General features: G+C 66.0%; 20 protein-coding genes and 4 tRNA genes. 3 read left to right on the top strand and 21 right to left on the bottom strand.

All coding sequences use genetic code 11. The features are described 5' to 3' along the window. Positions 1-255: 255 nt before the first annotated feature. The 7 genes from ABIC50_RS02895 to uvrC form a co-directional block, all read right to left on the bottom strand. On the bottom strand, positions 256-1,734 hold the full coding sequence (locus tag ABIC50_RS02895; RefSeq protein WP_354161460.1) for a sensor domain-containing diguanylate cyclase: 1,479 nt from the start codon (positions 1,732-1,734) through the stop codon (positions 256-258). Positions 1,735-1,974: 240 nt separating this feature from the next. Beyond that, positions 1,975-2,048, bottom strand: a tRNA-Cys gene (locus ABIC50_RS02890). A 100-nt stretch (positions 2,049-2,148) separates the two neighbouring features. Continuing rightward, positions 2,149-2,224: transfer RNA gene (locus tag ABIC50_RS02885), tRNA-Gly, on the bottom strand. 50 nt (positions 2,225-2,274) lie between these two features. Next, positions 2,275-2,350: transfer RNA gene (locus ABIC50_RS02880), tRNA-Gly, on the bottom strand. A gap of 52 nt (positions 2,351-2,402) precedes the next feature. Continuing rightward, positions 2,403-2,478, bottom strand: a tRNA-Gly gene (locus tag ABIC50_RS02875). 141 nt (positions 2,479-2,619) lie between these two features. Further along, positions 2,620-3,207, bottom strand: coding sequence for a CDP-diacylglycerol--glycerol-3-phosphate 3-phosphatidyltransferase (gene pgsA / locus ABIC50_RS02870; RefSeq protein WP_006757520.1), 588 nt, complete (start codon positions 3,205-3,207; stop codon positions 2,620-2,622). A 108-nt stretch (positions 3,208-3,315) separates the two neighbouring features. Then, a complete protein-coding gene (uvrC, locus tag ABIC50_RS02865; protein ID WP_354161457.1) occupies positions 3,316-5,370 on the bottom strand; it encodes an excinuclease ABC subunit UvrC in 2,055 nt (684 codons plus the stop codon). Positions 5,371-5,445: 75 nt separating this feature from the next. On the opposite strand from uvrC, the gene earP reads away from it, so the two are divergent. The 3 genes from earP to ABIC50_RS02850 all read left to right on the top strand — a co-directional run bounded on the left by earP (position 5,446) and on the right by ABIC50_RS02850 (position 8,991). Then, on the top strand, positions 5,446-6,639 hold the full coding sequence (earP, locus tag ABIC50_RS02860) for an elongation factor P maturation arginine rhamnosyltransferase EarP (protein WP_354161454.1): 1,194 nt from the start codon (positions 5,446-5,448) through the stop codon (positions 6,637-6,639). 136 nt (positions 6,640-6,775) lie between these two features. After that, positions 6,776-7,333 carry an elongation factor P gene (gene efp / locus ABIC50_RS02855; protein WP_006751871.1) on the top strand — a complete coding sequence of 186 codons (558 nt, stop codon included), beginning with the start codon at positions 6,776-6,778 and terminating at the stop codon, positions 7,331-7,333. Positions 7,334-7,605: 272 nt separating this feature from the next. After that, positions 7,606-8,991 (top strand): sigma-54-dependent transcriptional regulator, encoded by a 1,386-nt coding sequence (locus tag ABIC50_RS02850; protein WP_175656041.1) that lies wholly within the window; start codon positions 7,606-7,608, stop codon positions 8,989-8,991. Between the two features lie 158 nt (positions 8,992-9,149). Here ABIC50_RS02850 and nagZ read toward each other — a convergent pair whose 3' ends face one another. The 14 genes from nagZ to ABIC50_RS02780 all read right to left on the bottom strand — a co-directional run bounded on the left by nagZ (position 9,150) and on the right by ABIC50_RS02780 (position 22,297). After that, positions 9,150-10,178 (bottom strand): beta-N-acetylhexosaminidase, encoded by a 1,029-nt coding sequence (nagZ, locus tag ABIC50_RS02845; protein ID WP_175661044.1) that lies wholly within the window; start codon positions 10,176-10,178, stop codon positions 9,150-9,152. A 16-nt stretch (positions 10,179-10,194) separates the two neighbouring features. Next, a complete protein-coding gene (gene acpS, locus ABIC50_RS02840; RefSeq protein ID WP_354161452.1) occupies positions 10,195-10,635 on the bottom strand; it encodes a holo-ACP synthase in 441 nt (146 codons plus the stop codon). Between the two features lie 69 nt (positions 10,636-10,704). Next, the gene (pdxJ, locus tag ABIC50_RS02835; protein ID WP_011656356.1) at positions 10,705-11,481 is read right to left on the bottom strand and encodes a pyridoxine 5'-phosphate synthase; all 777 of its coding nucleotides are present in this window, start codon (positions 11,479-11,481) and stop codon (positions 10,705-10,707) included. After that, positions 11,478-12,317 (bottom strand): DNA repair protein RecO, encoded by an 840-nt coding sequence (recO, locus tag ABIC50_RS02830; protein ID WP_354161449.1) that lies wholly within the window; start codon positions 12,315-12,317, stop codon positions 11,478-11,480. Before recO ends, pdxJ begins: the two co-directional genes overlap by 4 nt. Next, positions 12,304-13,203 (bottom strand): GTPase Era, encoded by a 900-nt coding sequence (gene era / locus ABIC50_RS02825; protein ID WP_011656354.1) that lies wholly within the window; start codon positions 13,201-13,203, stop codon positions 12,304-12,306. Before era ends, recO begins: the two co-directional genes overlap by 14 nt. A 60-nt stretch (positions 13,204-13,263) precedes the next feature. Further along, positions 13,264-14,541 carry a ribonuclease III gene (gene rnc / locus ABIC50_RS02820; protein ID WP_354161446.1) on the bottom strand — a complete coding sequence of 426 codons (1,278 nt, stop codon included), beginning with the start codon at positions 14,539-14,541 and terminating at the stop codon, positions 13,264-13,266. A 160-nt stretch (positions 14,542-14,701) separates the two neighbouring features. Beyond that, entirely contained in the window at positions 14,702-15,595 is an 894-nt protein-coding gene (gene lepB, locus ABIC50_RS02815; RefSeq protein ID WP_105833451.1) for a signal peptidase I, read from the bottom strand. A gap of 16 nt (positions 15,596-15,611) precedes the next feature. After that, positions 15,612-17,405 carry a translation elongation factor 4 gene (gene lepA / locus ABIC50_RS02810; RefSeq protein ID WP_006759775.1) on the bottom strand — a complete coding sequence of 598 codons (1,794 nt, stop codon included), beginning with the start codon at positions 17,403-17,405 and terminating at the stop codon, positions 15,612-15,614. Positions 17,406-17,618: 213 nt separating this feature from the next. Further along, positions 17,619-17,855: a glutaredoxin family protein gene (locus ABIC50_RS02805; RefSeq protein ID WP_012363408.1), complete on the bottom strand. Its 237-nt coding sequence runs from the start codon at positions 17,853-17,855 to the stop codon at positions 17,619-17,621. Positions 17,856-17,862: 7 nt separating this feature from the next. Then, positions 17,863-19,362, bottom strand: coding sequence for a DegQ family serine endoprotease (locus tag ABIC50_RS02800; RefSeq protein ID WP_105833450.1), 1,500 nt, complete (start codon positions 19,360-19,362; stop codon positions 17,863-17,865). A gap of 16 nt (positions 19,363-19,378) precedes the next feature. Continuing rightward, positions 19,379-20,431, bottom strand: coding sequence for a MucB/RseB C-terminal domain-containing protein (locus ABIC50_RS02795; protein WP_105833449.1), 1,053 nt, complete (start codon positions 20,429-20,431; stop codon positions 19,379-19,381). 5 nt (positions 20,432-20,436) lie between these two features. After that, on the bottom strand, positions 20,437-21,054 hold the full coding sequence (locus tag ABIC50_RS02790) for a sigma-E factor negative regulatory protein (protein ID WP_012363405.1): 618 nt from the start codon (positions 21,052-21,054) through the stop codon (positions 20,437-20,439). 87 nt (positions 21,055-21,141) lie between these two features. Then, positions 21,142-21,741, bottom strand: coding sequence for an RNA polymerase sigma factor RpoE (gene rpoE, locus ABIC50_RS02785; RefSeq protein WP_006752490.1), 600 nt, complete (start codon positions 21,739-21,741; stop codon positions 21,142-21,144). Between the two features lie 91 nt (positions 21,742-21,832). Beyond that, positions 21,833-22,297, bottom strand: coding sequence for a protein YgfX (locus tag ABIC50_RS02780; RefSeq protein ID WP_175678982.1), 465 nt, complete (start codon positions 22,295-22,297; stop codon positions 21,833-21,835). Positions 22,298-22,302: the final 5 nt, after the last annotated feature.

The raw sequence follows: 22,302 nt of genomic DNA, 5'->3' as shown, positions 1-22,302 counted from the left end.
CTCAGCCAAGAAATAGTCCGGTCCGGAAGTAGAGAAATTCGGCAGGATGCGTCCAAGCGGACACCAAGGCCATGCCCTGGTCAATGCGCGTCGATTGCCAACTGGATCCACAGATGGTCAGTTTGCAGGCGTGGTAAGCGCGAGCCTTATCCTGCAAGACTCCCGCCCCTTGCCGTAGCAAATTTGCAGCACGCAAAAAAGCCCGCCTTCAGCGCGGCTTACGCGTTTGTGGAGCGGCAAACAGGCAATCCCTCGTCAGTCCAACGGCTGCAACGCGGCAACCCTGTTCCGGCCGATCGTTTTCGCATAGTACAGCGCCTCGTCGGCCGCCTTGATTACCGCGTCGGGCTCATTGTCCTGTTCCGGCGTCCAGCTGGCGAGGCCAATACTGGCCGTGACGCGCCCATACTCGCTGCCAGCATGTTCGAGTGCCAGTTCGTCGATTGCCGCGCGAATCCGCTCGGCGATCTGCGCAGCGCCGGCGGGCGGCGTATCAGGAAGCAGCACGACGAATTCCTCGCCGCCGTAGCGCGCCGCGGTATCGACCGGCCGGCGGATGTTTTCGCCGATGCAGCGGGCGACCGCCGCCAGCGCGTCGTCGCCGGCCTGATGCCCGTAGGTGTCGTTGTAAGCCTTGAAGCGATCGACGTCGACGAACAGCAGCGAGAAGACGGAATGCGTGCGCCTCGCGCGACGCCATTCCCGGTCCAGCACCTCCCCGAAACTGCGGCGATTGTTCAGGCCGGTGAGCCCGTCGGTACGCGCCAGCAGCACCAGCTCCGACTCGGCCCGCATCCGGCGGCGCAGTTGCCCGCTGAGCAGGAAAGACAGCGCGATGAACGCGACGCCGAACGTCGCCACCAGTGCGCCGATCGTCACTGCGCGGTGCCGCCACGCGGCATAAACGTCCTGCTCGCCTTCTGCAACCATGATGATCAGCGGCAACTTCGGCAGGTGCTTGAAATAGTAGAGGCGACGTACGCCGTCGATTGAAGCCGTTTCCGAGAATACACCCTCCGACGCACGCTGAAATCGTCGAAAGGTCGTCGCCTTGCTGATATCGCGACCGACGATGCTGACGTTGTACGGTTGACGCATCACCATGATGCCGTCCTTGCCGATCAGCGACATCGAACCGTGCTGCCCCAGCGACAGGCCCGCAAAGAGGTGGTGGAAGTACTCGAGATTGATCGCAATCAGCGCGACGCCGCCGAACGATCCGTCCGGGTTCGAGATGCGCCGAGACAGCACAATGCAGAGCATGCCAGCGCGCAGGCGCGACACGAACGGATCGCTCACATAGAGTTCAACGTCGGGATGATCGCGATGCACGGTGAAGTATTTGCGATCGGCGAAATTGCCCTTGCGGGGCACGTCGTTGGCCGAATCGAGAACGATATCGCCGTTCGCGTCGAGTACCAGTTGCGAACCAATGAAGGGGGCACTCATCGCATGATCGAACAGCACGCCGCGCCGCAGCGCCGGCGCTGCCGACATCACATCAGGCCGTTGCAGACCCTGAATCACCGCCTGCAACGACAGGTCGTAGAGTTCGAAGTTGCGCTCGATGTCGCGCTCGGCGATCAGGCCGAGATTGCGCGAGGTTTCGCTGGCGCGCTCCAGTGCGTCGTTCCGGCTCTGAAATAGCTGCAGCACGCACAGGCCCATCAGTGCGCACGCGATCACGATGCCAACCGCCACGATGACGTAGGGGGCCGCCGTACGACGATGCATGGTGTCCTCAGCGCAAAATGAGCCGCGCCCGTCGTTCGGCGCGTGGTTTCCGCATACTAAATCGGACGGGTACATTTGAACACTCGGCGCGTACCCGACCAGAACCCGAACAGCAAAAAGCAACTTTGTGTCCGACTGATGACAAACCCTGCCCCACTACCCCAGGCGACTGTTCAAGGATGAAAACGGCGCCAGAAAAAGAAAAAGCCCTGATTTCTCAGGGCTTTTTTCTCTGCTACTTGGAGGCGCGAGCCGGAGTCGAACCGGCCTAAACGGCTTTGCAGGCCGCTGCATAACCGCTTTGCTATCGCGCCAAAAGCGGACTGTCCGGATGCCGTGAAGGCAAGCGACAGATTTTTATTCGAGGACCATCAGTCCATCAAATAAAAAGGGAAGCGAGGCTTCCCCATTACCTGGAGCGGGAGACGAGTCTCGAACTCGCGACCTCAACCTTGGCAAGGTTGCGCTCTACCAACTGAGCTACTCCCGCATTGTCCTGCACCTGCAGCGCTTTGCCGTACAACGCGCCGCCAGAAAATCTGGAGCGGGAGACGAGTCTCGAACTCGCGACCTCAACCTTGGCAAGGTTGCGCTCTACCAACTGAGCTACTCCCGCATATGTCCTGCACCTGCAGCGCTTTGCCGTACAACACGCTGCCAGAAAAATCTGGAGCGGGAGACGAGTCTCGAACTCGCGACCTCAACCTTGGCAAGGTTGCGCTCTACCAACTGAGCTACTCCCGCGTATTGCTGCCTACTGCTTCCGTCACACACTTACTTCGTCGTGCAGCGGAGAAGCGAGATTATGGCGAAGGCACATTCGTGTGTCAAGAGCTTTTCCAGCCCTTTTTACAAAAACCGGTGCGATCGAATCGGACGATCACGTCATGCGCCGCCGCGCTCGCGGATCTGCGGCCATGCGAGCTTCATGTAGTACAGCATCGACCAGATCGTCAGCACCGCCGCGAGATACATCAGCCACTCGCCCCACACGCGCGTGTCGATCGTCGCGATGCCGAGCGGCAGCGGGCCGTAGTACAGCAGCATCGGAATCGCGACCATCTGGCACGCGGTCTTGAACTTGCCGAGCTGGTTCACCGCGACGCTCTTCGATGCGCCGATCTGGGCCATCCATTCGCGCAGCGCCGAGATCGCGATCTCGCGACCGACGATCACCAGCGCGATCGCCGCATCGACCCGCGAAATCTGCACGAGGATCAGCAGCGCGGCCGTCACCATCAGCTTGTCCGCGACCGGATCGAGGAACGCGCCGAACGACGACGTCTGGTTCCACTTGCGGGCGAGAAACCCGTCGAACCAGTCGGTCAGCGCGGCGAGGATGAAGATCGCCGCTGCCGCGAGGTTGCGGTGCGCGCCGCCCATCACCGTGTCCGGCAGATAGAACACGCCGACGACGAGCGGAATCAGCACGATCCGGACCCACGTCAGGAAAATCGGGAAATTGAACGGCATGGCATGCGGGTCAGTAAGGGATTCGCAATTGTGCCGTGTCGACCGGCCTGCTACAAGGACGCAAGACCGCGAGAGCGCGGGCAGGCGCGGCCGGTCGCACGGCCCGGATCAGTGAAGCTGCTTGTAGATCTGCTCGGCGAGCGCGTGCGAGATGCCCTCGACGCTCGCCAGTTCCTCGACGCTCGCGGCGACCACCCCGCGCAGCCCGCCGAACCGCGCGAGCAGCCGCTGACGGCGTTTCGCGCCGATCCCTTCGAGCTCCTCGAGCCGCGACGTCTGGCGTGCCTTCGCCCGCTTCGCGCGCATCCCGGTGATCGCAAAACGGTGCGCCTCGTCGCGGATCTGCGCGACGAGCATCAGCGCGGCGCTCTCCTTGCCGAGTTCGAGCGGCGTGCGGCCGTCCGCGAACACGAGCGTCTCGAGGCCGACCTTGCGCCCCTCGCCCTTCGCGACGCCAACCAGCATCGACGTGTCGAGCCCGAGCTCGGTGAACACCTGCCGCGCGATCTCGACCTGGCCCTTGCCGCCGTCGATCAGCACGATGTTCGGCAGCAAACTCGACGCCTCGGCCTCGCGCGTCGATTCGCCGTCGATGCCGGCTGCCGCGTCGGCGGCGGCCGCCTGCGCGGCCTGCTCGACCATCTTCTCGTAACGGCGCGTCAGCACCTGCCGCATGGCCGCGTAATCGTCGCCCGGCGTGATGCCGGTGATGTTGTAGCGACGGTACTCGCCCGACTGCATCTTGTGATGGTGGTAGACGACGCACGATGCCTGCGTCGCCTCGCCCATCGTGTGACTGATGTCGAAACACTCGATCCGCAGCATCGCGAGATCGTCGCATTCGAAGCTGAGCGTCTCCGCGAGCGCGCGCGTGCGCGCCTGCTGCGAGCCCTGCTCGGACAGCAGCCGTGCCAGCGCGAGCCGGGCGTTCTGTTCGGCCATCGACAGCCATGCGCGCCGCTGCCCCTGCGGCTGCCGCACCAGCGAAACCTTGTGACCGGCCTGCTCGGACAGCAGCTCGAGCAGGTCGCGGCTCGCGGGTGCATGGCTCACGACCAGCACGGGCGGCACGCGATTGCCGAGATAGTGCTGCGCGATGAACGCATCGAGCACCTCGGCCTCGACCGATGCCGACGATGCGCCCGACGCCGACGACGCCGCGTCACGCGCGGCGGCAGCTTCGTCCGCGGACTCGCCGGGCAACGCCGCGGCGGCTTCGTCGGCACCGTCCGCGCCGTCGGCTTCGTCACCGAGACCGCCCTCGGCAAGCGTCAGCGCACTTTCGACATGCGCGGGGAAATAAGCCTTGTCGCCAAGATGCCGGCCGCCGCGCACCATCGCCAGGTTCACGCACACGCGTCCGCCCTGCGCGACCACCGCCAGGATGTCGACGTCGCTGTCGCTGCCGACCTCGATCGCCTGCTGGTGCAGCACCGTCGCGAGCGAACTCATCTGGTTGCGCACGGCCGCCGCCTGCTCGAACTTCAGCTCGGCCGCGAACGTGTGCATCTTCTGCTCGAGCTCCTTCATCACTTCCGACTGCCGGCCGAGCAGGAAGCGCGCGGCGTTCGACACGTCGATCGCGTAGTCGTCCGCGGAAATCGCGCCGACGCACGGCGCCGTGCAGCGCCCGATCTGATGCAGCAGGCACGGCCGCGTGCGGTTGTTGAAGACCGAATCCTCGCAGGTGCGCAACTGGAAGACGCGCTGCAGGATCTGGATGCTCTCGCGCACGGCCCACGCGCTGGGGAACGGTCCGAAATACTGGTTCTGCTTGTCGACCGAGCCGCGGTAGTAGGCCATGCGCGGAAAGCGGTGCGCGGTGAGCTTCAGGTAGGGATACGACTTGTCGTCGCGAAACAGGATGTTGTAGCGCGGCGCGAGCGCTTTGATCAGGTTGTTCTCGAGCAGCAGCGCCTCAGCCTCGGAGCGAGTGACGGTCGTCTCGATGCGCGCGATGCGCGTGACCATCATCGCGATGCGCGGCGACAGCTGCGTCTTTGTGAAATAGCTCGACACGCGCTTCTTCAGGTCGCGCGCCTTGCCGACGTAAAGCACGGCGCCCGCCGTGTCGTAGTAGCGGTAGACGCCCGGCATGTGCGGCAACTGGGCGAGGATCTTCTTCGGTTCGAACGGGATGTCGACGGCTTCTGGGGATGTCATGCGTGATCCGGGGGCCTTGTGGCGCGGAACGGGTCCATTAGAATCGCCAGTTTAGAGCATTCACCGCCCGCATCGATGCCCCGCACCGCCCCTGCCCCCGCTTCCGCTTCACCGCTCGCGCCCGACGAGCCGATCGCATGCGACCTCTTCTGCACCGTGATCGACAACTTCGGCGACGTCGGCGTGTGCTGGCGCCTCGCGCGCCAGCTCGCGCACGAACACGGCTGGCAGGTGCGCCTCTTCATCGACGACCTGCACACGTTCGCGCGGCTGCAGGCGGGCGTCGATCCCGAGGCGCCCCGGCAGACGCTCGACGGCATCGTGGTCGAACACTGGCATGCGGAAGTCGGCGACGCGCTCGAGATCGCCGATGTCGTGATCGAGGCGTTCGCGTGCGAGCTGCCCGGCGCGTATCTCGCGGCGATGGCCAGCCGCACGCGCCGCCCCGTGTGGATCAATCTCGAATATCTGAGCGCCGAGGACTGGGTCGCCGATTTCCATTTGCGGCCGTCGCCGCATCCGCGCTACCCGTTGCTGAAGACGTTCTTCTTCCCGGGGCTGTCGGCCGGCACGGGCGGCGTGCTGAAAGAACGCGACCTCGACGCGCGCCGGACGGCCTTCGAAGCGGACGCGGCGGCGCGCGCCGCGTGGTGGCGGCAGGCGACCGGCGACGCGCCGCCGGCGCCCGGCACGACGGTCGTCAGTCTGTTCGCGTATGAAAATCCGGCCGTCGACGCGCTGCTCGCGCAGTGGCGCGACAGCCCGTCGCCCGTCGTCGCGCTCGTGCCGGCCGGCCGCGTGTCTCCCGCCGTCGCGCGCTTTTTCGGGGTCGAATCGTTCGGCGCCGGCGCACGCGCGGCGAGCGGCAACCTGACCGCATACGGGCTCCCGTTCGTCCCGCAGGCCGACTTTGACCGGCTGCTGTGGGTGGCCGACGTCAATTTCGTGCGTGGCGAGGATTCGTTCGTCCGCGCGCAATGGGCGCGCAAGCCGTTCGTGTGGCACATCTACCCGCAGGCCGACGATGCGCACTTGCCGAAGCTCGACGCCGCGCTCGCGCACCTGTCGGCCGGCCTCGCCGACGCGCCGCGCACGGCGCTCGAGCGCTTCTGGCATGCGTGGAACGGCGTCGGCACGCCGGACTGGGGCGATTTGCTCCAGCATCGTGCCGCACTCGACGCCAACGCGGCCCGCTGGGCCGATGAGTTGGCGAGCGTCGGCGATCTCGCCGGAAAGCTGGCGGAATTCGCAAAATCTCAGTTAAAATAAGCGGTTATCCGACGGCTGACCACGCAAGCGCTCGCTTTCAAGGCGCTTGGCGCCCATCGGAACCTCCCGCTTGCGCCGTCAGCCGTTGCGCAACGCTCAAGCATCTATTTATTTGATTGGATCAGGACAGTTTTTTATGAAGACCGCACAGGAACTCCGCGTAGGCAACGTCGTGCAGATCGGCAGCGACGCATGGGTCATCGCAAAGACGGAATACAACAAGTCGGGCCGTAACGCCGCCGTCGTCAAGATGAAGATGAAGAACCTGCTGACGAACGCAGGTCAGGAATCGGTCTACAAGGCCGACGACAAGTTCGACGTCGTCATGCTCGACCGCAAGGAAGTGACGTACTCGTACTTCGCCGACCCGATGTACGTGTTCATGGACGCCGACTACAACCAGTACGAAGTCGAAGCGGAAATGATGGGCGAAGCGCTGAACTACCTCGAAGACGGCATGGCTTGCGAAGTCGTGTTCTACAACGAGAAGGCGATCTCGGTCGAACTGCCGACGATCCTGGTTCGCGAGATCACCTACACGGAACCGGCCGTCAAGGGCGACACGTCGTCGGGCAAGGTGCTGAAGAACGCCAAGCTCGCAACGGGCTTCGAACTGCAAGTGCCGCTCTTCTGCAGCACCGGCGACAAGATCGAAATCGATACGCGCACGAACGAATACCGCAGCCGCGCGTAATCGCCTGCGATTTCCGTCTCGAACAAAGCGCCCTGCGGGGCGCTTTTTATTTGCCTGCCGTCAACAGCAACAGAGGCTCCGGCACCATAGGCAACACAAAATCCAGCACTAAAGGTATTCAATTTGTATCATCGGTAACTGTTTTATAGCGATGGAGAAATAATGCCCGTCAGGCGTGCAGCGGGGCATAAAATCAGTCTTTAATCTGACATGCGGCTGCGGGTGGCTCGACGGCCGACAGCCCGCCTCTCTTGACTCGACTCGCGTCCACCATGCCACACGCCCTGATTGTCGAAGACGATCCCAACAGTCTGTCCGGCCTGACCGCGCTGCTTGCCGCAGACGGCTTCTCGGTCGACACGGCCACGTCGCTCGCCGAGGCACGCACGGCGCTCGGCCGCTCGATTCCCGATGTCGTCCTCGTCGACCTGAACCTGCCGGACGGCAGCGGGTTCGACCTGCTCCAGCATCTGCCGCAGCAGCAGCCGAACGGGTCGCTGCCGGTGATCGTGCTGACGGGCAACGCGACGGTGGAGAGCGCAATCGAGGGCCTGCGTCACGGCATCTGGGACTACCTGCTCAAGCCGATCAACATTCCGCGCCTGCGCAGCCTGCTGGCCCGGATTCCGCGGCCCTACGAACTGATCGACGAAGTGCGGACGCTGCGTGCGTCGCTGCGCCACCTCGGCCGCTTCGGCGCGCTGGTCGGCCGCAGCGAGGCGATGCAGCACGTGTACGACATGATCGAGCACAACGCGGGCACCGAAACGGCCGTGCTGTTCGCGGGCGAGGCCGGCACCGGCAAGAAGCTGGCCGCGCGTACGCTGCACGACCTGAGCCGGCGCCGCAAGGGGCCGTTCGTGTCGTTCGACTGCCGCACGATCGCGCAAGCCGGCCGTCACGGCGCGTCGCTCGACAGCATCCTGTTCGGTCATGAGCGCGGTGCGTTCGACGGCGCCGAGCGGCGCGAATCGGGCCTGTTCGAACAGGCCGGCGGCGGCACGCTGTGCCTCGACGAGATCACCGCGCTGCCGCTCGTGCTGCAGGAGGCGCTGCTGCATGCGCTCGATTCGCAGAACTTCATGCGGATCGGCGGCACGAGCTCGATCGCGAGCGACTTCCGGCTGATCGCGACCACGCGCCGCTCGGCCCGCGACGCGGTCGCGAACGGCCTGCTGCGCGAGGATCTGTGGCTGCGTCTCGATGCGGCATCGATCACGATGCCGCCGCTGCGCGAGCGCGACGGCGATGCGCTCGCCATCGCGGATTCCCTGATCGACGAACTGAACCGCGACGCGCGCGCCACCGGCCGCGGCACGACCGACAAGCGCGCGGCGCAGGGCTTCGTGCGCGAATGCCTGTCCTACGAATGGCCCGGCAACGTGCGCGAACTGCAGGAGCGCGTGCGGTTTGCCTATGATGCGTCCGGCGACTTCATCGAGACGCTGCGCGCCGGCGAAGCGAGCTTCGCGGCCGGCGCCGCGCTGAACGGCAGCAGCGTGCAGATCAAGGTCGGCACCCCGCTGTCCGACGTAGAGGATCTGCTGATCCGCGCGACGCTCGACGCGGTCGGCGGCACGCGCCATCGCGCCGCGACGCTGCTCGGCATCAGCCCCAAGACGCTGTACAACAAGCTGCAGCGAATGAAGGTCAACTGACCGGGCCGCCGTGGTTGGGAGCGCTGGCTGGAGCTGACGGTTAGTTGCGTAAAGACGTATCGCGCCCCGCGCTTCACGTCCCGATGAAAAAAGCCGCGCATTTGCGCGGCTTTTCGTTTTCGGCAACGGGAGAGCGGCATCGCGCCGCCTTTCCCCGCTTACGCCAGTGCGCTGCTCAACAGCGCCTGCGCCTGCAGATACTCGGGCTGCACGATCAGCTTGTCCCACTTGAGCGACTTGCCGCGCGCGCGCATCCGCTTCAGGCGTCGCACCGACTCGGTCGACGCCTGCGCCTTCAGACCATTCAGCACGACCTCGGCCGCCTCCGGCTGGTTGCAGACGAGCACCATGTCGCAACCGGCGGCGAGCGCCGCGTCGGCCGCCTGCGTGAGCGTGCCGCCTTCGCGTGCGGCCTCCATCGACAGGTCGTCGCTGAAGATCGCGCCGGTGAAGCCCAACTGCCCGCGCAGGATGTCCTGCAGCCACACGCGCGAGAAGCCGGCCGGCCGCTTGTCGACCTGCGTGTAGATCACGTGCGCGGGAATCACGGCGGACAGCGACAACCCGAGCCAGTCGTACGGCGCGACGTCCTGCTTGAGGATCGCGTCGAGCGGCCGGTCGTCGGTCGGCAGCGCGACGTGCGAATCGGCTTCCGCGAAGCCGTGCCCCGGGAAATGCTTGCCGCAGTTCGCCATGCCCGCGAGCGACAGCCCGTGGTTCAGGCTCTTCGCGAGCAGCGTGACGACGCGCGGGTCGCGATGGAACGCGCGATCGCCGATCACCTTCGAGTGCCCGTAATCGAGGTCGAGCACCGGCGTGAAGCTCATGTCGATCCCGCACGCGCGCAGCTCGGCGGCCAGGATGTAGCCGACCGCGGTGGCGACCTTCGTCGCGAGCAGCACGTCGCGGTCCCACAGTTCGCCGAGGCGGCGCATCGCGGGCAGCACCGTGAAGCCGTCGGTACGGAACCGCTGCACGCGGCCGCCCTCGTGATCGACGGCGATCAGGATGTCCTCGCGCACCGCGCGGATCGAATCGGTCAGCGCGGTCAGCTGCGCGCGGTTCTGGAAATGCCGCGCGAACAGGATCACGCCGCCGGTGTTCGGATGGGCAAGGCGCCGCGCATCGTCGCGCGACAGGGCCGTGCCGACGACGTCGAGCATGACCGGGCCGGGAGTCGTTTTCATCGAATCGGGAAGTCCGTCAGGAAGTGGTTCGGGAAACAGGTGCGGGTGCAGGCGGCGGCGCGGCGTCGGTCTCGGCGACCACGAACGACACCGCGTAGTCGCGTTCGTCGCTGACCGTCACGCGTGCCGTGATGCCGCGCGCGGCGAGCCAGTCGGCCAGCTCGCCCGACGCGACGACGTACGGTTCGCCACTGCGCTGGTTGAGGGTCTGCAGTGCGCGCCAGGTCATCGGCCAGTGCATGCCGAGCCCGATCGCCTTCGAGAACGCTTCCTTCGCGGAAAAACGCGTCGCGAGGAACGCGATGCCGCGCGCCTCGGAGCGCGCGCGGCGCGCATGGAACACGCGCAGCTCGTCGGGGCCCAGCACTTTCTCGGCAAACCGGCCGCCCGTGCGCTCGAGCACGGCCGCGATGCGGCTCACCTGGACGATGTCGGTGCCGATACCGTAGATCGCCATGTCAGCGCCCGCCGTGATGCGCGGACGATGTCGGGTGGCGAGCGAAGCGCGTGCGGAGGGAATGCATCGTCAGCGCGCGCCGCCGTGCAGCGCGGCGACACGCGCGGCGACCATGATCGCCTTCATCTCGCGCACCGCGTTGTCCCAGCCCGCGAAGATCGCGTGCGCGACGATCGCGTGGCCGATGTTCAGTTCGACGATGCCGTCGATCGCGGCGATCTGCTGCACGTTCGTGTAATGCAGGCCGTGGCCCGCGTTGACCTTCAGGCCCAGTCGCGCGCCGGCCTGCACGCCCGCGACGATGCGCTCGTATTCGCGCTGCTGCTCGGCTTCGTCGTGCGCATCGGCGTAGCGGCCCGTATGCAGCTCGACCACCGGCGCACCGGCTTCGTGCGCGGCGCGGATCTGCGTTTCGTCCGGGTCGATGAACAGCGACACGCGCACGCCGGCGTCGGCGAGCTGCTTGCAGGCCGCACGCACGGCCTCGAAGCGGCCGGCGACGTCGAGGCCGCCTTCGGTCGTCAGCTCCTCGCGCTTCTCGGGCACGAGGCACGCGTCGTGGGGACGCACGTCGCACGCGATGTCGAGCATCTCGGCCGTCACCGCGCATTCGAGGTTCATGCGCGTCTTCAGCAGCGGGCGCAGCTTGCGCACGTCGGCGTCGACGATGTGGCGGCGGTCCTCGCGCAGGTGCAGCGTGATCACGTCCGCACCGGCCTCCTCGGCGGCGAGCGCCGCGCGGATCGGATCGGGATAGGCCGTGCCGCGCGCGTTGCGCAGCGTCGCGACGTGGTCGATGTTCACGCCGAGATCGATGGCGGTGGGCGTTGTCAGGAAGAAGCTCATAGGTTTTGCAGGTCGATCAGGATCTGACGCGTGGCAAGCGGCGTACCGCCGAGATAGGTGTTCAGCAGAAAGCGCATCAGCATCTTGCTTTGCGCAACCGTCTGGGCTCGATGGTAATCGTCCTGCTCCATGTCGAGCAACGTCTGTCCGGTAATCACCGGCCAGTGCGACGGCACGTCGTCGTCGGCATTGCGCACGCCGCGCTCGGGATCGAACACGTAGCGGCGATCGGCTTCGACCGCGCGGCGCGCGACCGTGCGGTTCAGCGCCATCGCATAGCCGGTCTCGCGCAGCAGCACGCGTTCGAACGAGCGCAGCACCTGCACCGCGGGTTCGCCGTGCGCGAGGCGCGTGAGGGTCAGCACGTAATGATTGAAGAGCGGCGGCTGCGGATCCTCGCGTGCACAGAATTTCACCAGCAGCTCGTTCACGTAGAAGCCGCACAACAGCCCGTCGCCGCCGAGCGGCAGCATCCCGCCCACCCACTCGGCGCCCGTCAGCGTGCGCACTTCGGATTTGCCCGACCAGGACAGCAGCAGCGGCTGGAACGTCTGCAGCACGCCGCGCAGCGCGGAGTGCGGGCGCTTCGCGCCCTTCGCGACGAGCGCGAGGCGGCCGTGATCGCGCGTGAGCACGTCGATGATCAGGCTCGTTTCCCGGTACGGATAGCTGTGCAGCACGAACGCCGGCTGCTCGGCGACGCGGAAATCGGACGTGCGAGACGTCGCGCGCCGCGCCTTGCGACGCGGCGGTTCAGGCGGTGCCGGCAGCGGCGCGTCGTTCGCGCCGGCGGTCACCGCGTCTTCGGTCGACGTCGGCGCGTCATTCGTACCCATAGGCGCGCAGCCCCGCCTCGTTGTCGGCCCAGCCGCTCTTCACCTTCACGAAGGTCTCGAGATACACGGGGCCGTCGAACAGCCTCTCCATGTCCATCCGCGCCTCGGTGCTGATCTGCTTGAGCTTCTCGCCCTTCTTGCCGATCACCATCGCCTTGTGCGAATCGCGCTCGACGAGGATCGTAGCGAAGATGCGCTTCAGGCGCCCTTCCTCCTCGAACTTGTCGATCAGCACGGTGCTCGTGTACGGCAGTTCGTCGCCGGTCCAGCGGAACACCTTCTCGCGCAGGATTTCGGCCGCGAGGAAGCGCGAGCTGCGATCGGTCAGCTCGTCCTCGCCGTAGATCGGCTCGCCTTCCGGCAGGTACGGCTTGATCGTGTCGAGCAGGCGCTTGATGTCTTCCGGCCGCTGCGCCGACAGCGGCACGAGTTCGGTGAATTCGCGCAGCCCGCTCATCTGCTGCATGAACGGGAACAGCGTCGCCTTGTCGGTCACGCGGTCGATCTTGTTCGCGATCAGCAGCGTCGGCATGCCGGGCGGAATCAGGTCGAGCACCTTCTGGTCGTCGGGCCCGAAGCGGCCGGCCTCGATCACGAACAGGATCACGTCGACCGACGTGAGCGTCGACGTGACCGCGCGGTTCAGCGAGCGGTTCAGCGCAGTGCTGTGACGGGTCTGGAAGCCCGGCGTATCGACGAACACGAATTGCGCGTCGTCGAACGTGTTGATGCCGGTGATGCGGTGGCGGGTCGTTTGCGCCTTGCGCGACGTGATGCTGATCTTCTGGCCGACGAGTGCGTTCATCAACGTCGACTTGCCGACGTTCGGGCGGCCCACGATCGCGATCATGCCGCAACGGAAACCGGTAGGAGCGGGAGTGTTCATATCGTTTGGGAGACAGGTTCTGAACCGGCCGCGCGGCGCGCGGCACGATCGGTGGGCAATTCAGTGGTCGGCATCCGCCGCGCGCGCCTGCGCGGCGGCGAGGGTCGCGCCGCCCGGCGGCGTGTCGGCATCGGGCACCGCGCCGTCGCGGGCGCGCAGCGTCGCGCGCGTGGCGGCATCGGAGCCGGCAGCCGGCTTGTCCGTGGACGACACGGCCAGATCGGCCGCCTGGCCCGCCGGCTTGTCGGCTGCACGTGGTGCGCCTGCGCTTTCCGCGGGCTTGTCGGCACGCTCGGCCGGCTTGTCCGCCGCGCGCGCGCCGGTTTCGCCGCGATCCGACGGCTTGTCGGACGCCTTTTCGGCAGGTTTGTCGGCCGTCGGCTTCGCGGCACGGTCAGCCTTGTCCGCGGCCGTTTCCACATGCGCCGCGCGAATCGCGGCCATCGGCGTCGGCGTCGGTCGCTCGCTCGGCGGAGCGTCGGCGTCGGTCGCTGCAACCGCAGCCGCGGCCGCCTTCGCATCGCGCGCCGCCGCCCGCTCCTTGCGCTCCGGAGAACGCAGGTCGAGCGCTTCCTGCACACCCTTCACGCCCGGCACGATTTCGGGCTCGACGTGCTTCGATCCGCGTGCGTTCTTCGAACGCTTCGGCTTCGCGGCCAGCATCGGCGCGGCCGCCAGCACCTCGTCGAGCGCCTTCTTCGCGGCAGCCTGCTCCGCTGCCCGCCGGCTCGCGCCGGAGCCCGACACCTTCACGTCGAGCTTCGGCACCGTGCATTCGACCTCGAACTGCTGATTGTGCGCCGCACCATGCGTCGCGACGACCGTGTAGGTCGGCAGCGCGATCTTGTGCCCCTGCAGGTACTCCTGCAGCAGCGTCTTCGCGTCCTTGCCGAGCGTGCGCGGATCGATGTGGTCGAGAATCGGGATATAGAGGCGCTTGATGACCCCTTGGGCGGCTTCGAAGCCGCCATCGAGGAATACGGCCCCGATGATGGCTTCGAACGCGTCCGCGAGGATCGACGGGCGGCGGAAGCCGCCGCTGCGCAGCTCGCCCTCGCCCAGCCGCAACCCTTCGGAGATATTCAGGGCCTGAGCGATTTCATACAGCGACTGCTGCTTGACGAGATTGGCGCGCACGCGCGACAGGTCGCCTTCGTCCAGCTTGCTGAAACGCTGGAACAAAAGGGCGGCCACCGCGCAATTCAGAACGGAATCGCCGAGAAACTCGAGCCGTTCGTTATGCGTGGCACTGTGACTGCGGTGGGTCAAAGCCTGGCGCAACAATTCCGCATTGCGAAATTCGTAGCGCAGCCGGCTTTCCAACTGGGATGGGGGCATGTGCAGGAGTATAACGCGGGCGCCGGTCGGGCCGAAACGGCACGGCCGGACGCGAAAAGGCGTGACGGAGCGGTGTTACCGCCGGTTCTTAAAGTAGTCCGGCAATACGCGACGCGGCCCGTGCGTCACGTATTGCATGTTGGATGCGAGTCGAACGCGATCAGTTGAAGGAACCGATCCGCTTCAGGTCGCCGAAGTTCATCCAGATGAAGAACGCGCGGCCGACGATGTTGTTGTCCGGCACGAAACCCCAGTAGCGGCTGTCCGCGCTGTTGTCGCGGTTGTCGCCCATCATGAAGTAGTGACCCGGCGGCACCTTGCAGATCACGCCGCGGCTGTTGTACGTGCAATTGTCGCGATACGGATAGTCGTAGGCGCCCATCACGAACGGCGGCACGGCGGGATTGTTGAGGATCGCATTCTTCTTCGTGCCGATCGTTTCCTCGAACTGCTTCGCGTAGTTCTGGCGTTCGTCGTCGAAGAAATCCGGCAGCGGCGCTTCGGGCACCGCTTGGCCGTTGATCGTCAGCTGCTTGTCCTGATAGGCGACCGTGTCGCCCGGCAGGCCGATCACGCGCTTGATGTAATCGACCGACTCGTCCTTCGGATAGCGGAACACGACGACGTCGCCGCGCGACAGCGGGCTGCCTTGCGTGATCTTCGTGTTCGTGATCGGCAGGCGCAGGCCGTATTCGAACTTGTTGACGAGGATGAAGTCGCCGACCAGCAGCGTCGGCACCATCGAGCCCGAAGGAATCTTGAACGGCTCGACGATGAACGACCGCACGACGAACACGGCCAGGATCACCGGGAAGAAGCTCGCGGTGTACTCGAGCCACCACGGCTGGCGCAGCTTTTCGTCGCGCAGCTTCGAACGCGTCTGCACCGCGTTTTCGTCCGCGAAACGCTTGTCGATGCGCGACTGCTGGCGATCGAACTCTTCGATCGCCACGTCGGCCGCCTTGCGTCGCCGCGGCAGGAACACCAGTTTGTCCAACACCCACGCTACGCCCGTCACGACGACGAGCACAAAAAGAATCAGCGCAAAATTCATAAAAGGAACAGTCCTGTTATTTGTCTTCGACGCGCAAGATCGCGAGGAACGCTTCCTGCGGGATCTCGACCGAACCCACCTGCTTCATGCGCTTCTTGCCTTCTTTCTGCTTCTCGAGCAGTTTCTTCTTCCGCGTGATGTCGCCGCCGTAGCACTTCGCCAGCACGTTCTTGCGGAGCGCCTTGATGTTCTCGCGGGCGACGATATGCGCGCCGATCGCGGCCTGGATCGCCACGTCGTACATCTGGCGCGGAATGATCTCGCGCATCTTCGCGGCGACTTCGCGGCCGCGATACTGCGACTGCGACCGGTGCACGATGATCGACAGCGCATCGACCTTGTCGCCGTTGATCAGCATGTCGACCTTCACGACGTCCGACGAACGGTATTCCTTGAACTCGTAGTCCATCGACGCATAGCCGCGCGACACCGACTTCAGGCGATCGAAGAAGTCGAGCACGATCTCGGCCATCGGGATCTCGTACGTGAGCTGCACCTGGCGGCCGTGATACTGCATGTTGATCTGCGAGCCGCGCTTCTGCTCGCACAGCGTGATCACGGAGCCGACGTAATCCTGCGGCATGTACAGGTTCACGGTGACGATCGGCTCGCGAACTTCGGCGATGCGGCCGGGTTCCGGCATCTTCGCCGGGTTCTCGACCATGATCGTCGAGCCATCGCTTTGCACAACCTCGTAGACGACCGTCGGCGCGGTCGTGATGAGATCCATGTCGAACTCGCGCTCGAGCCGCTCCTGCACGATTTCCATGTGCAGCAGCCCGAGGAAGCCGCAGCGGAAACCGAAGCCGAGCGCCTGCGACACTTCCGGCTCGTACTGCAGCGATGCGTCGTTGAGCTTCAGCTTCTCGAGCGATTCGCGCAGCGCATCGTACTGGTTCGCTTCGACCGGATACAGCCCCGCGAACACCTGCGGCTTCACTTCCTTGAAGCCCGGCAGCGGCTCGCTGGCGGCCTTCGCCACATGCGTGACCGTATCGCCGACCTTCGCGGCCGTCAGCTCCTTGATGCCGGCGATGATGAAGCCCACCTGCCCGGCCGACAGCGATTCGAGATTGCGCGACTTCGGCGTGAACACGCCGACGTGCTCGACCGGATACTGCGCGCCGGTCGCCATCATCTTGATCTTTTCCTTCGGGCGCAGCGTGCCGTTGACGATGCGCACGAGCATCACGACGCCGACGTAGTTGTCGAACCAGGAATCGATGATGAGCGCCTGCAGCGGCGCGGCCGGATCGCCCTTCGGCGGCGGCACCTTTGCAATCAGCGACTCGAGCACGTCCTCGACGCCGAGGCCCGTCTTAGCGCTGCAGCGCGTCGCGTCGGTCGCATCGATGCCGATCACGTCCTCGATCTCCTCGATCGCGTTCTCGGGGTTCGCGGCCGGCAGGTCGATCTTGTTCAGCACCGGCACGACCTCGACGCCGAGCTCGATCGCCGTGTAGCAGTTCGCGACCGTCTGCGCCTCGACACCCTGGCTCGCGTCGACCACGAGCAGCGCGCCTTCGCACGCGGACAGCGAACGGCTGACCTCGTACGAGAAGTCGACGTGCCCGGGCGTATCGATCAGGTTGAGGTTGTAAACCTTGCCGTCGCGGGCGCGATAGGACAGTGCCGCCGTCTGCGCCTTGATCGTGATGCCGCGCTCGCGCTCGATATCCATCGAGTCGAGCACTTGCGCCTCCATTTCACGGTCGGCGAGACCGCCGCATACCTGGATGATGCGATCCGCGAGCGTCGACTTGCCATGGTCGATGTGCGCGATGATCGAGAAATTGCGAATATGATCCATTCAGTGCCGATCAAGCGAAAAAGGCGCGCTCGACGACTGCGGAGCACGCCTTGTGTAAGTCGGTGAAAAAACGGCTTATTTTAGCCGAAAAGGCCTTTGCCGGGCGGTAATTTGGGACGCCCCGGCCCGGGGCACCCCGCTGGAGCCTTTGTGGTAAGGGCCCGCCGACGAAAGCCCCGCGCGCGGGGCGGCCGGCCGGAGCCCGGAGTCGGTTCAGCGCCGCGCCGCGAGTGCGCCGCGCACCCTCGCCTCGTCGAACCGGTGGCGACACACTTCCGCGCCGTCCAGCAGCAGCACGGGCACGTCCTCGTCGTAGCGGGCAACGAGCGCCGGATCGGCATCGATGTCCACGTAACGGACCTCGATGCCGGATTCGGCCGCCACCGGCGCCAGCGCGTCGCGCATGTCGTCGCACAGGTGGCACCAGCCGCGGCCGTAGAGCGTGAACATCGGCGCGTTACTTCTGGGTCGGGCGCGGGCGCACCGGCACGAACTGCGTGTTGTCGCCGCGCCGCACGAGCACCGCGACCGCCTTCTGCGAATCGAGCTGCGCGGTCACTTCCGCGAACTGCTTCGCGCTCGTGATGTCGGTGTCGCCGACGCGCAGCACGATGTCGCCGCGCTGCAGGCCCGCACGGGCGGCCGGGCCGTCGACGGCGTCGATCTGCACGCCGTTCTTCAGCTTCAGCGACTTCATCTGCTCCGCCGGAATGTCGCTGACCGTCAAGCCGAGCGAATTGGCCTGGCGCGGCTTCTGCGGCGTGTTCTTGCGCTGCTCGGCCTTCGCCGTGGTCTCTGCCGGCGTTTCGGCGATCGTGATCGGCAGATCGCGCGCCTGACCCTTGCGCCATACGCTGACGGTCGCCTTCGTGCCCGGCTTCGTGTCGCCGACCATGCGCGGCAGATCCGACGCCGTCTCGACCGGCCGGCCATTGAACTTCAGGATGATGTCGCCCGGCTGGATGCCCGCCTTGTCGGCCGGACCGCCCGGCTCGACGCTGCTGACGAGCGCGCCCTCCGCCTTCGGCAGCCCGATCGAGTCGGCCACGTCCTTCGTCACCTCGCCGATCGCCACCGCGATGCGGCCGCGCGTGACCTTGCCGGTCGCCTTCAGCTGGTCGGCCACGCGCATTGCCTCGTCGATCGGGATCGCGAACGAAATGCCCATGAAACCGCCGGTGCGGCTGTAGATCTGCGAGTTGATGCCGATCACCTCGCCCTGCATGTTGATCAGCGGGCCGCCCGAGTTACCGGGGTTCACCGCGACGTCGGTCTGGATGAACGGCAGGTAGTCGCCCGTGTTGCGGCTCTTCGAGCTCACGATGCCGGCCGTCACGGTGTTGTCGAGGCCGAACGGCGAACCGATCGCGACGACCCACTCGCCGACACGTACCTTGTTCGAATCGCCGATCGCGACGACCGGCAGGTTCGACGCCTGGATCTTGACCACGGCGACGTCCGTGCGGTCGTCGACGCCGATCAGCTTCGCCTTGAATTCGCGCTTGTCGGTCAGCGTCACGTAGATGGTGTCCGCATCGTCGACGACGTGCGCGTTCGTCATCACGTAGCCGTCCGCCGACACGATGAAGCCCGAACCGACGCCGCGGTTCTGCTCGGCGTCGGGCGGATTGTCCGGCGCCGGCGCGTTCTTCGGATTGCCGTTGCCGCCACCATTGCCGGGCGCCTGCGGCAGCGGAATGCCGAAGAAGCGCCGGAAGAATTCCGACATGTCGCCGTTGTCGAAGCCCGGCGGCAGCGCACCGCGCGGGCCGGGAATCGGCACGTTCGCGGTAGTCCGGATGTTCACGACGGCCGGCCCGACCTTTTCGACCAGATCGGCGAAGTCGGGAAGGCTGGCGGCGGGCGGCGTGGCCGCCACCGCGGTATGCGGGATGAGGGGCAGGCAGGCACACAGCACCGCCGCCGCGAACACGTTGCGCAGCGTGAGTTTCGTCATGTCGGAAGCCGTAGCGTTACTTGGAAGCCTTGTATTCTATGGCAGCCGCGAACTGCTGCAACGTGGCCGGCGGCACTTCGCCGAGCACGGTGATCCAGTAGTCGCCGCGACGCTTCACGAGAACGTGGGTCGCACCGGTGCTGCCCGCGCCTTCCTTGCGCGTGTTCTTTTCGGCCGGCTCGATGAAGACGGAGATCGTCGCGAGCCCGTCGGTGAAGACGGCCTGGTCGACCGGAATCGGCGGATCGCCGGCGTCGCGCGCGGCCATCGGGCGGCGCACCTCGCGAATCTTCCGGAAGCCGGCGACGTTCGGCGCGATCTGCCAGCCCTGCGCTTCCATGTCGACCGTCGCGACCGGCGGGCGAACGACCGTCCAGCCGCTCAAATTGCGCATGCCGGCCGCGATCGCGGCCTTGTCGCCGGACGTGCCGCCCGTCTGGACTTGCGAGAACGCGATCTGCTCGAGCACGTGATCGGTCGCGTCGAGCGTCTGCGAACGCAGCAGCAGGCCCGTCCGGGCATCGGCCCACAGCTTGTACGTGAAGCGGTACGCATCCTTCGGCACGAGTTCGACGACTTGCGCGTCGAGCCCCGCCACGCGGTCCTTGCCGAGCAGCTTCGCGTCGTAGACGGACATCACGTGGTCGCCGCCCGCGCCGAGCAGCGAAGGAAACGAATCACGCGTCTGGCGGCGCTCGACCACGCACAGCTTGCGCTCCGGCACGAACGTGTACAGCTCGTCGTTATGCCGCAGCACCTTGCGCGGCTTGCCGTCGAGCGTTTCGATCCGCTCGAACTCGCCGTCGCGGGACGCCACGTGCGCGATGCGCGACGACTGGACATACGCGCCGCGCTGGTAGACGAACGTGCCCTCGTAGCTCTGCTGCTGCGCCGCCTGCTGGATGCGGTCGAGCCACTCCGCCGCACCCTTGCGGGTCGCGACGGGATCGTCCGGTTGCTGGGCGCTGGCAGGAAGGGATTGAACGGACAACAGGGCGGCTGCGCAAAGCAGGAGGGCCGGCAGCCGCTTCCATCCGGAGATGGCGTGATTCAACTGCAATGTCCGCATCGAGTTTATTGGCCTGGCGTGGTGGTCACGGCAGCGCGGATCAGCGGCATCGAGCCTGTGACGACGGGCTGCTGCGCGAATTGCTGGTGCGCTTCAAGGTATTGGTCGAGACTTGCGTCGCGGATGATGTTGACGTCCTGCAGGCCCGGCTGTGCCGATGCCTGTGCAACCGTCACGCGCTGCAGGTTGCCGCTCTGCGGCGCGCCTGCCGACGCGACCTGGACGGCGCCGGGCGCACCGGCCGTCTGCAGTTGCGGAACGACGATCCACGTGAGCGTGGCGGCCGCGGCGGCCACCGCGAAAGCGGGCACGACACGGCGGCGCAGCGACAGCAGCTTGCGCGCGACCGGCGCGGCGGCCGGTGCGAGCAGATGCGGCTCGCTTTCGAGCGCGGCGGACATGCGCGCGGTGAACGCGACGCTCAGCGCGGGCGACAGCGCGAGCTCGTCCGAGCGCAGCGCATCGCCGATCAGGTGGTAGTGGGCCCACGTCGCGCGATCCGCACGATCGAGCTCAGCCAGAAACTGCCCGTGATCCGGGCCGTCGAACAGCTCACCGTCGACCAGAGCGGAAAGGCGCTCGCCGCGCGAGTACGCTTGCGACTGCTTATTGACCGACCCCATGATGCTCCCCATCTTGCACACACCCCGTCGTGAATTCACGACTCTATCCGTAACTAGACCCTGACCGCGCCGTTACACCCGTCGCGCTTACCAGCGCTTGCCTTCAGGCGTATCGAGCAGCGGACGCAATTTAGCAGCGATTGCCTCGCGCGCCCGGAAGATCCGCGAGCGGACCGTCCCGATCGGACAATCCATCATTTCCGCGATCTCTTCGTAGCTCAGGCCCTCGATCTCGCGCAGCGTAATCGCCTGGCGCAACTCTTCGGGCAGGACGGCCATTGCAGCGTTGACCGTCTCGGCAATCTGCTTGCTCATCAACATCGACTCAGGCGTGTTGATATCCCTTAGTTGGTCTGCGTCGGAGAAAGTTTCCGCTTCCTCGGCATCGGCCTCCGTGGAGGTCGGTGCCCGGCGGCCCTGCGTCGCAAGGTAGTTCTTCGCCGTATTGACGGCAATCCGGTACAACCACGTGTAGAACGCCGACTCGCCGCGGAACTGCGGCAACGCACGATACGCCTTGATGAACGCATCCTGGGCCACATCCTCGACCTCGGCGGGATCCCGCACGAGGCGCGAGATCAGCCGAATGATCTTGCGGTGGTATTTGGAGACCAGGAGTTCGAACGCCGCCTTGTCGCCTTTCTGTACGCGCTCGACCAGAGCCTGATCGATTTCTTTTTCACTCACCTGACAAATCCGTTAACTAGGGATGCAACGCGGAGCGTTATTGTAGCGTTCCGGCGCCGGCCGCTGGTTACGGTAGGTAACCAAGCCGCCGTCATGCCCGCGCCGCCGTGCCCGCGGTACGCGCCAGCACGGATAGCGCGCTGAACGACGCGGCGTCGAGCGCATCGGCCGGAATCAGCAGCGGCCGGGCGCGCCGGGCGCCCTGCCCGACCGACAGCACGAGCAGCAGGCTGCTCCAGTGCGCATGGCCGGTCACGCGGCCGCGGGCCAGCAAGCGCCCGGTGCGGCCAAACGCCGCAATCTCCCCGAATGCATCGATCCGCAATTCGGCCGGCAGCCGACGGGCACAGGCCCGCGCGGCCCACACGGCAAGCAGCGCGGCCGTCGCCGCGGACACGCACGCGCCGGCGGCGGCACCGGCCCGCGGCGCCCAGAACAGGTACACGGATGCGGCAGCCGCCGCAACGAACGCGGCCAGCACGACATACGACACGGCCGAGGCCCGCAACGCAAAGCGCTGCGGACGCCCGGCCGGAGCATCGATTGGACTCGTCAAGCGAT

Origin of the sequence: Burkholderia sp. 567 (genome assembly GCF_040545115.1) — a bacterium.
In the GTDB taxonomy this organism is placed as follows: Bacteria; Pseudomonadota; Gammaproteobacteria; order Burkholderiales; family Burkholderiaceae; genus Burkholderia; species Burkholderia ambifaria.
The sequence above is the reverse complement of the archived record's forward strand: the minus strand, read 5'-3'. Positions and strand labels throughout refer to the sequence as shown.

Bases quoted from the DNA above. Each gene is read 5' to 3' on its own strand.
- pdxJ (WP_011656356.1), bottom strand. From the start codon at position 11,481: ATGAGCTTCTTCCTGACAACGCCCACCGCCATCGATCTCGGCGTGAAC.
- uvrC (WP_354161457.1), bottom strand. From the start codon at position 5,370: ATGACATCCCCAGAAGCCGTCGACATCCCGTTCGAACCGAAGAAGATC.
- lepA (WP_006759775.1), bottom strand. From the start codon at position 17,405: ATGGATCATATTCGCAATTTCTCGATCATCGCGCACATCGACCATGGC.
- efp (WP_006751871.1), top strand. From the start codon at position 6,776: ATGAAGACCGCACAGGAACTCCGCGTAGGCAACGTCGTGCAGATCGGC.
- era (WP_011656354.1), bottom strand. From the start codon at position 13,203: ATGAACACTCCCGCTCCTACCGGTTTCCGTTGCGGCATGATCGCGATC.
- earP (WP_354161454.1), top strand. From the start codon at position 5,446: ATGCCCCGCACCGCCCCTGCCCCCGCTTCCGCTTCACCGCTCGCGCCC.
- ABIC50_RS02800 (WP_105833450.1), bottom strand. From the start codon at position 19,362: ATGACGAAACTCACGCTGCGCAACGTGTTCGCGGCGGCGGTGCTGTGT.
- ABIC50_RS02850 (WP_175656041.1), top strand. From the start codon at position 7,606: ATGCCACACGCCCTGATTGTCGAAGACGATCCCAACAGTCTGTCCGGC.
- ABIC50_RS02790 (WP_012363405.1), bottom strand. From the start codon at position 21,054: ATGGGGTCGGTCAATAAGCAGTCGCAAGCGTACTCGCGCGGCGAGCGC.
- recO (WP_354161449.1), bottom strand. From the start codon at position 12,317: ATGGGTACGAATGACGCGCCGACGTCGACCGAAGACGCGGTGACCGCC.
- ABIC50_RS02895 (WP_354161460.1), bottom strand. From the start codon at position 1,734: ATGCATCGTCGTACGGCGGCCCCCTACGTCATCGTGGCGGTTGGCATC.
- ABIC50_RS02805 (WP_012363408.1), bottom strand. From the start codon at position 17,855: ATGTTCACGCTCTACGGCCGCGGCTGGTGCCACCTGTGCGACGACATG.
- nagZ (WP_175661044.1), bottom strand. From the start codon at position 10,178: ATGAAAACGACTCCCGGCCCGGTCATGCTCGACGTCGTCGGCACGGCC.
- rnc (WP_354161446.1), bottom strand. From the start codon at position 14,541: ATGCCCCCATCCCAGTTGGAAAGCCGGCTGCGCTACGAATTTCGCAAT.
- pgsA (WP_006757520.1), bottom strand. From the start codon at position 3,207: ATGCCGTTCAATTTCCCGATTTTCCTGACGTGGGTCCGGATCGTGCTG.
- lepB (WP_105833451.1), bottom strand. From the start codon at position 15,595: ATGAATTTTGCGCTGATTCTTTTTGTGCTCGTCGTCGTGACGGGCGTA.
- ABIC50_RS02795 (WP_105833449.1), bottom strand. From the start codon at position 20,431: ATGCGGACATTGCAGTTGAATCACGCCATCTCCGGATGGAAGCGGCTG.
- acpS (WP_354161452.1), bottom strand. From the start codon at position 10,635: ATGGCGATCTACGGTATCGGCACCGACATCGTCCAGGTGAGCCGCATC.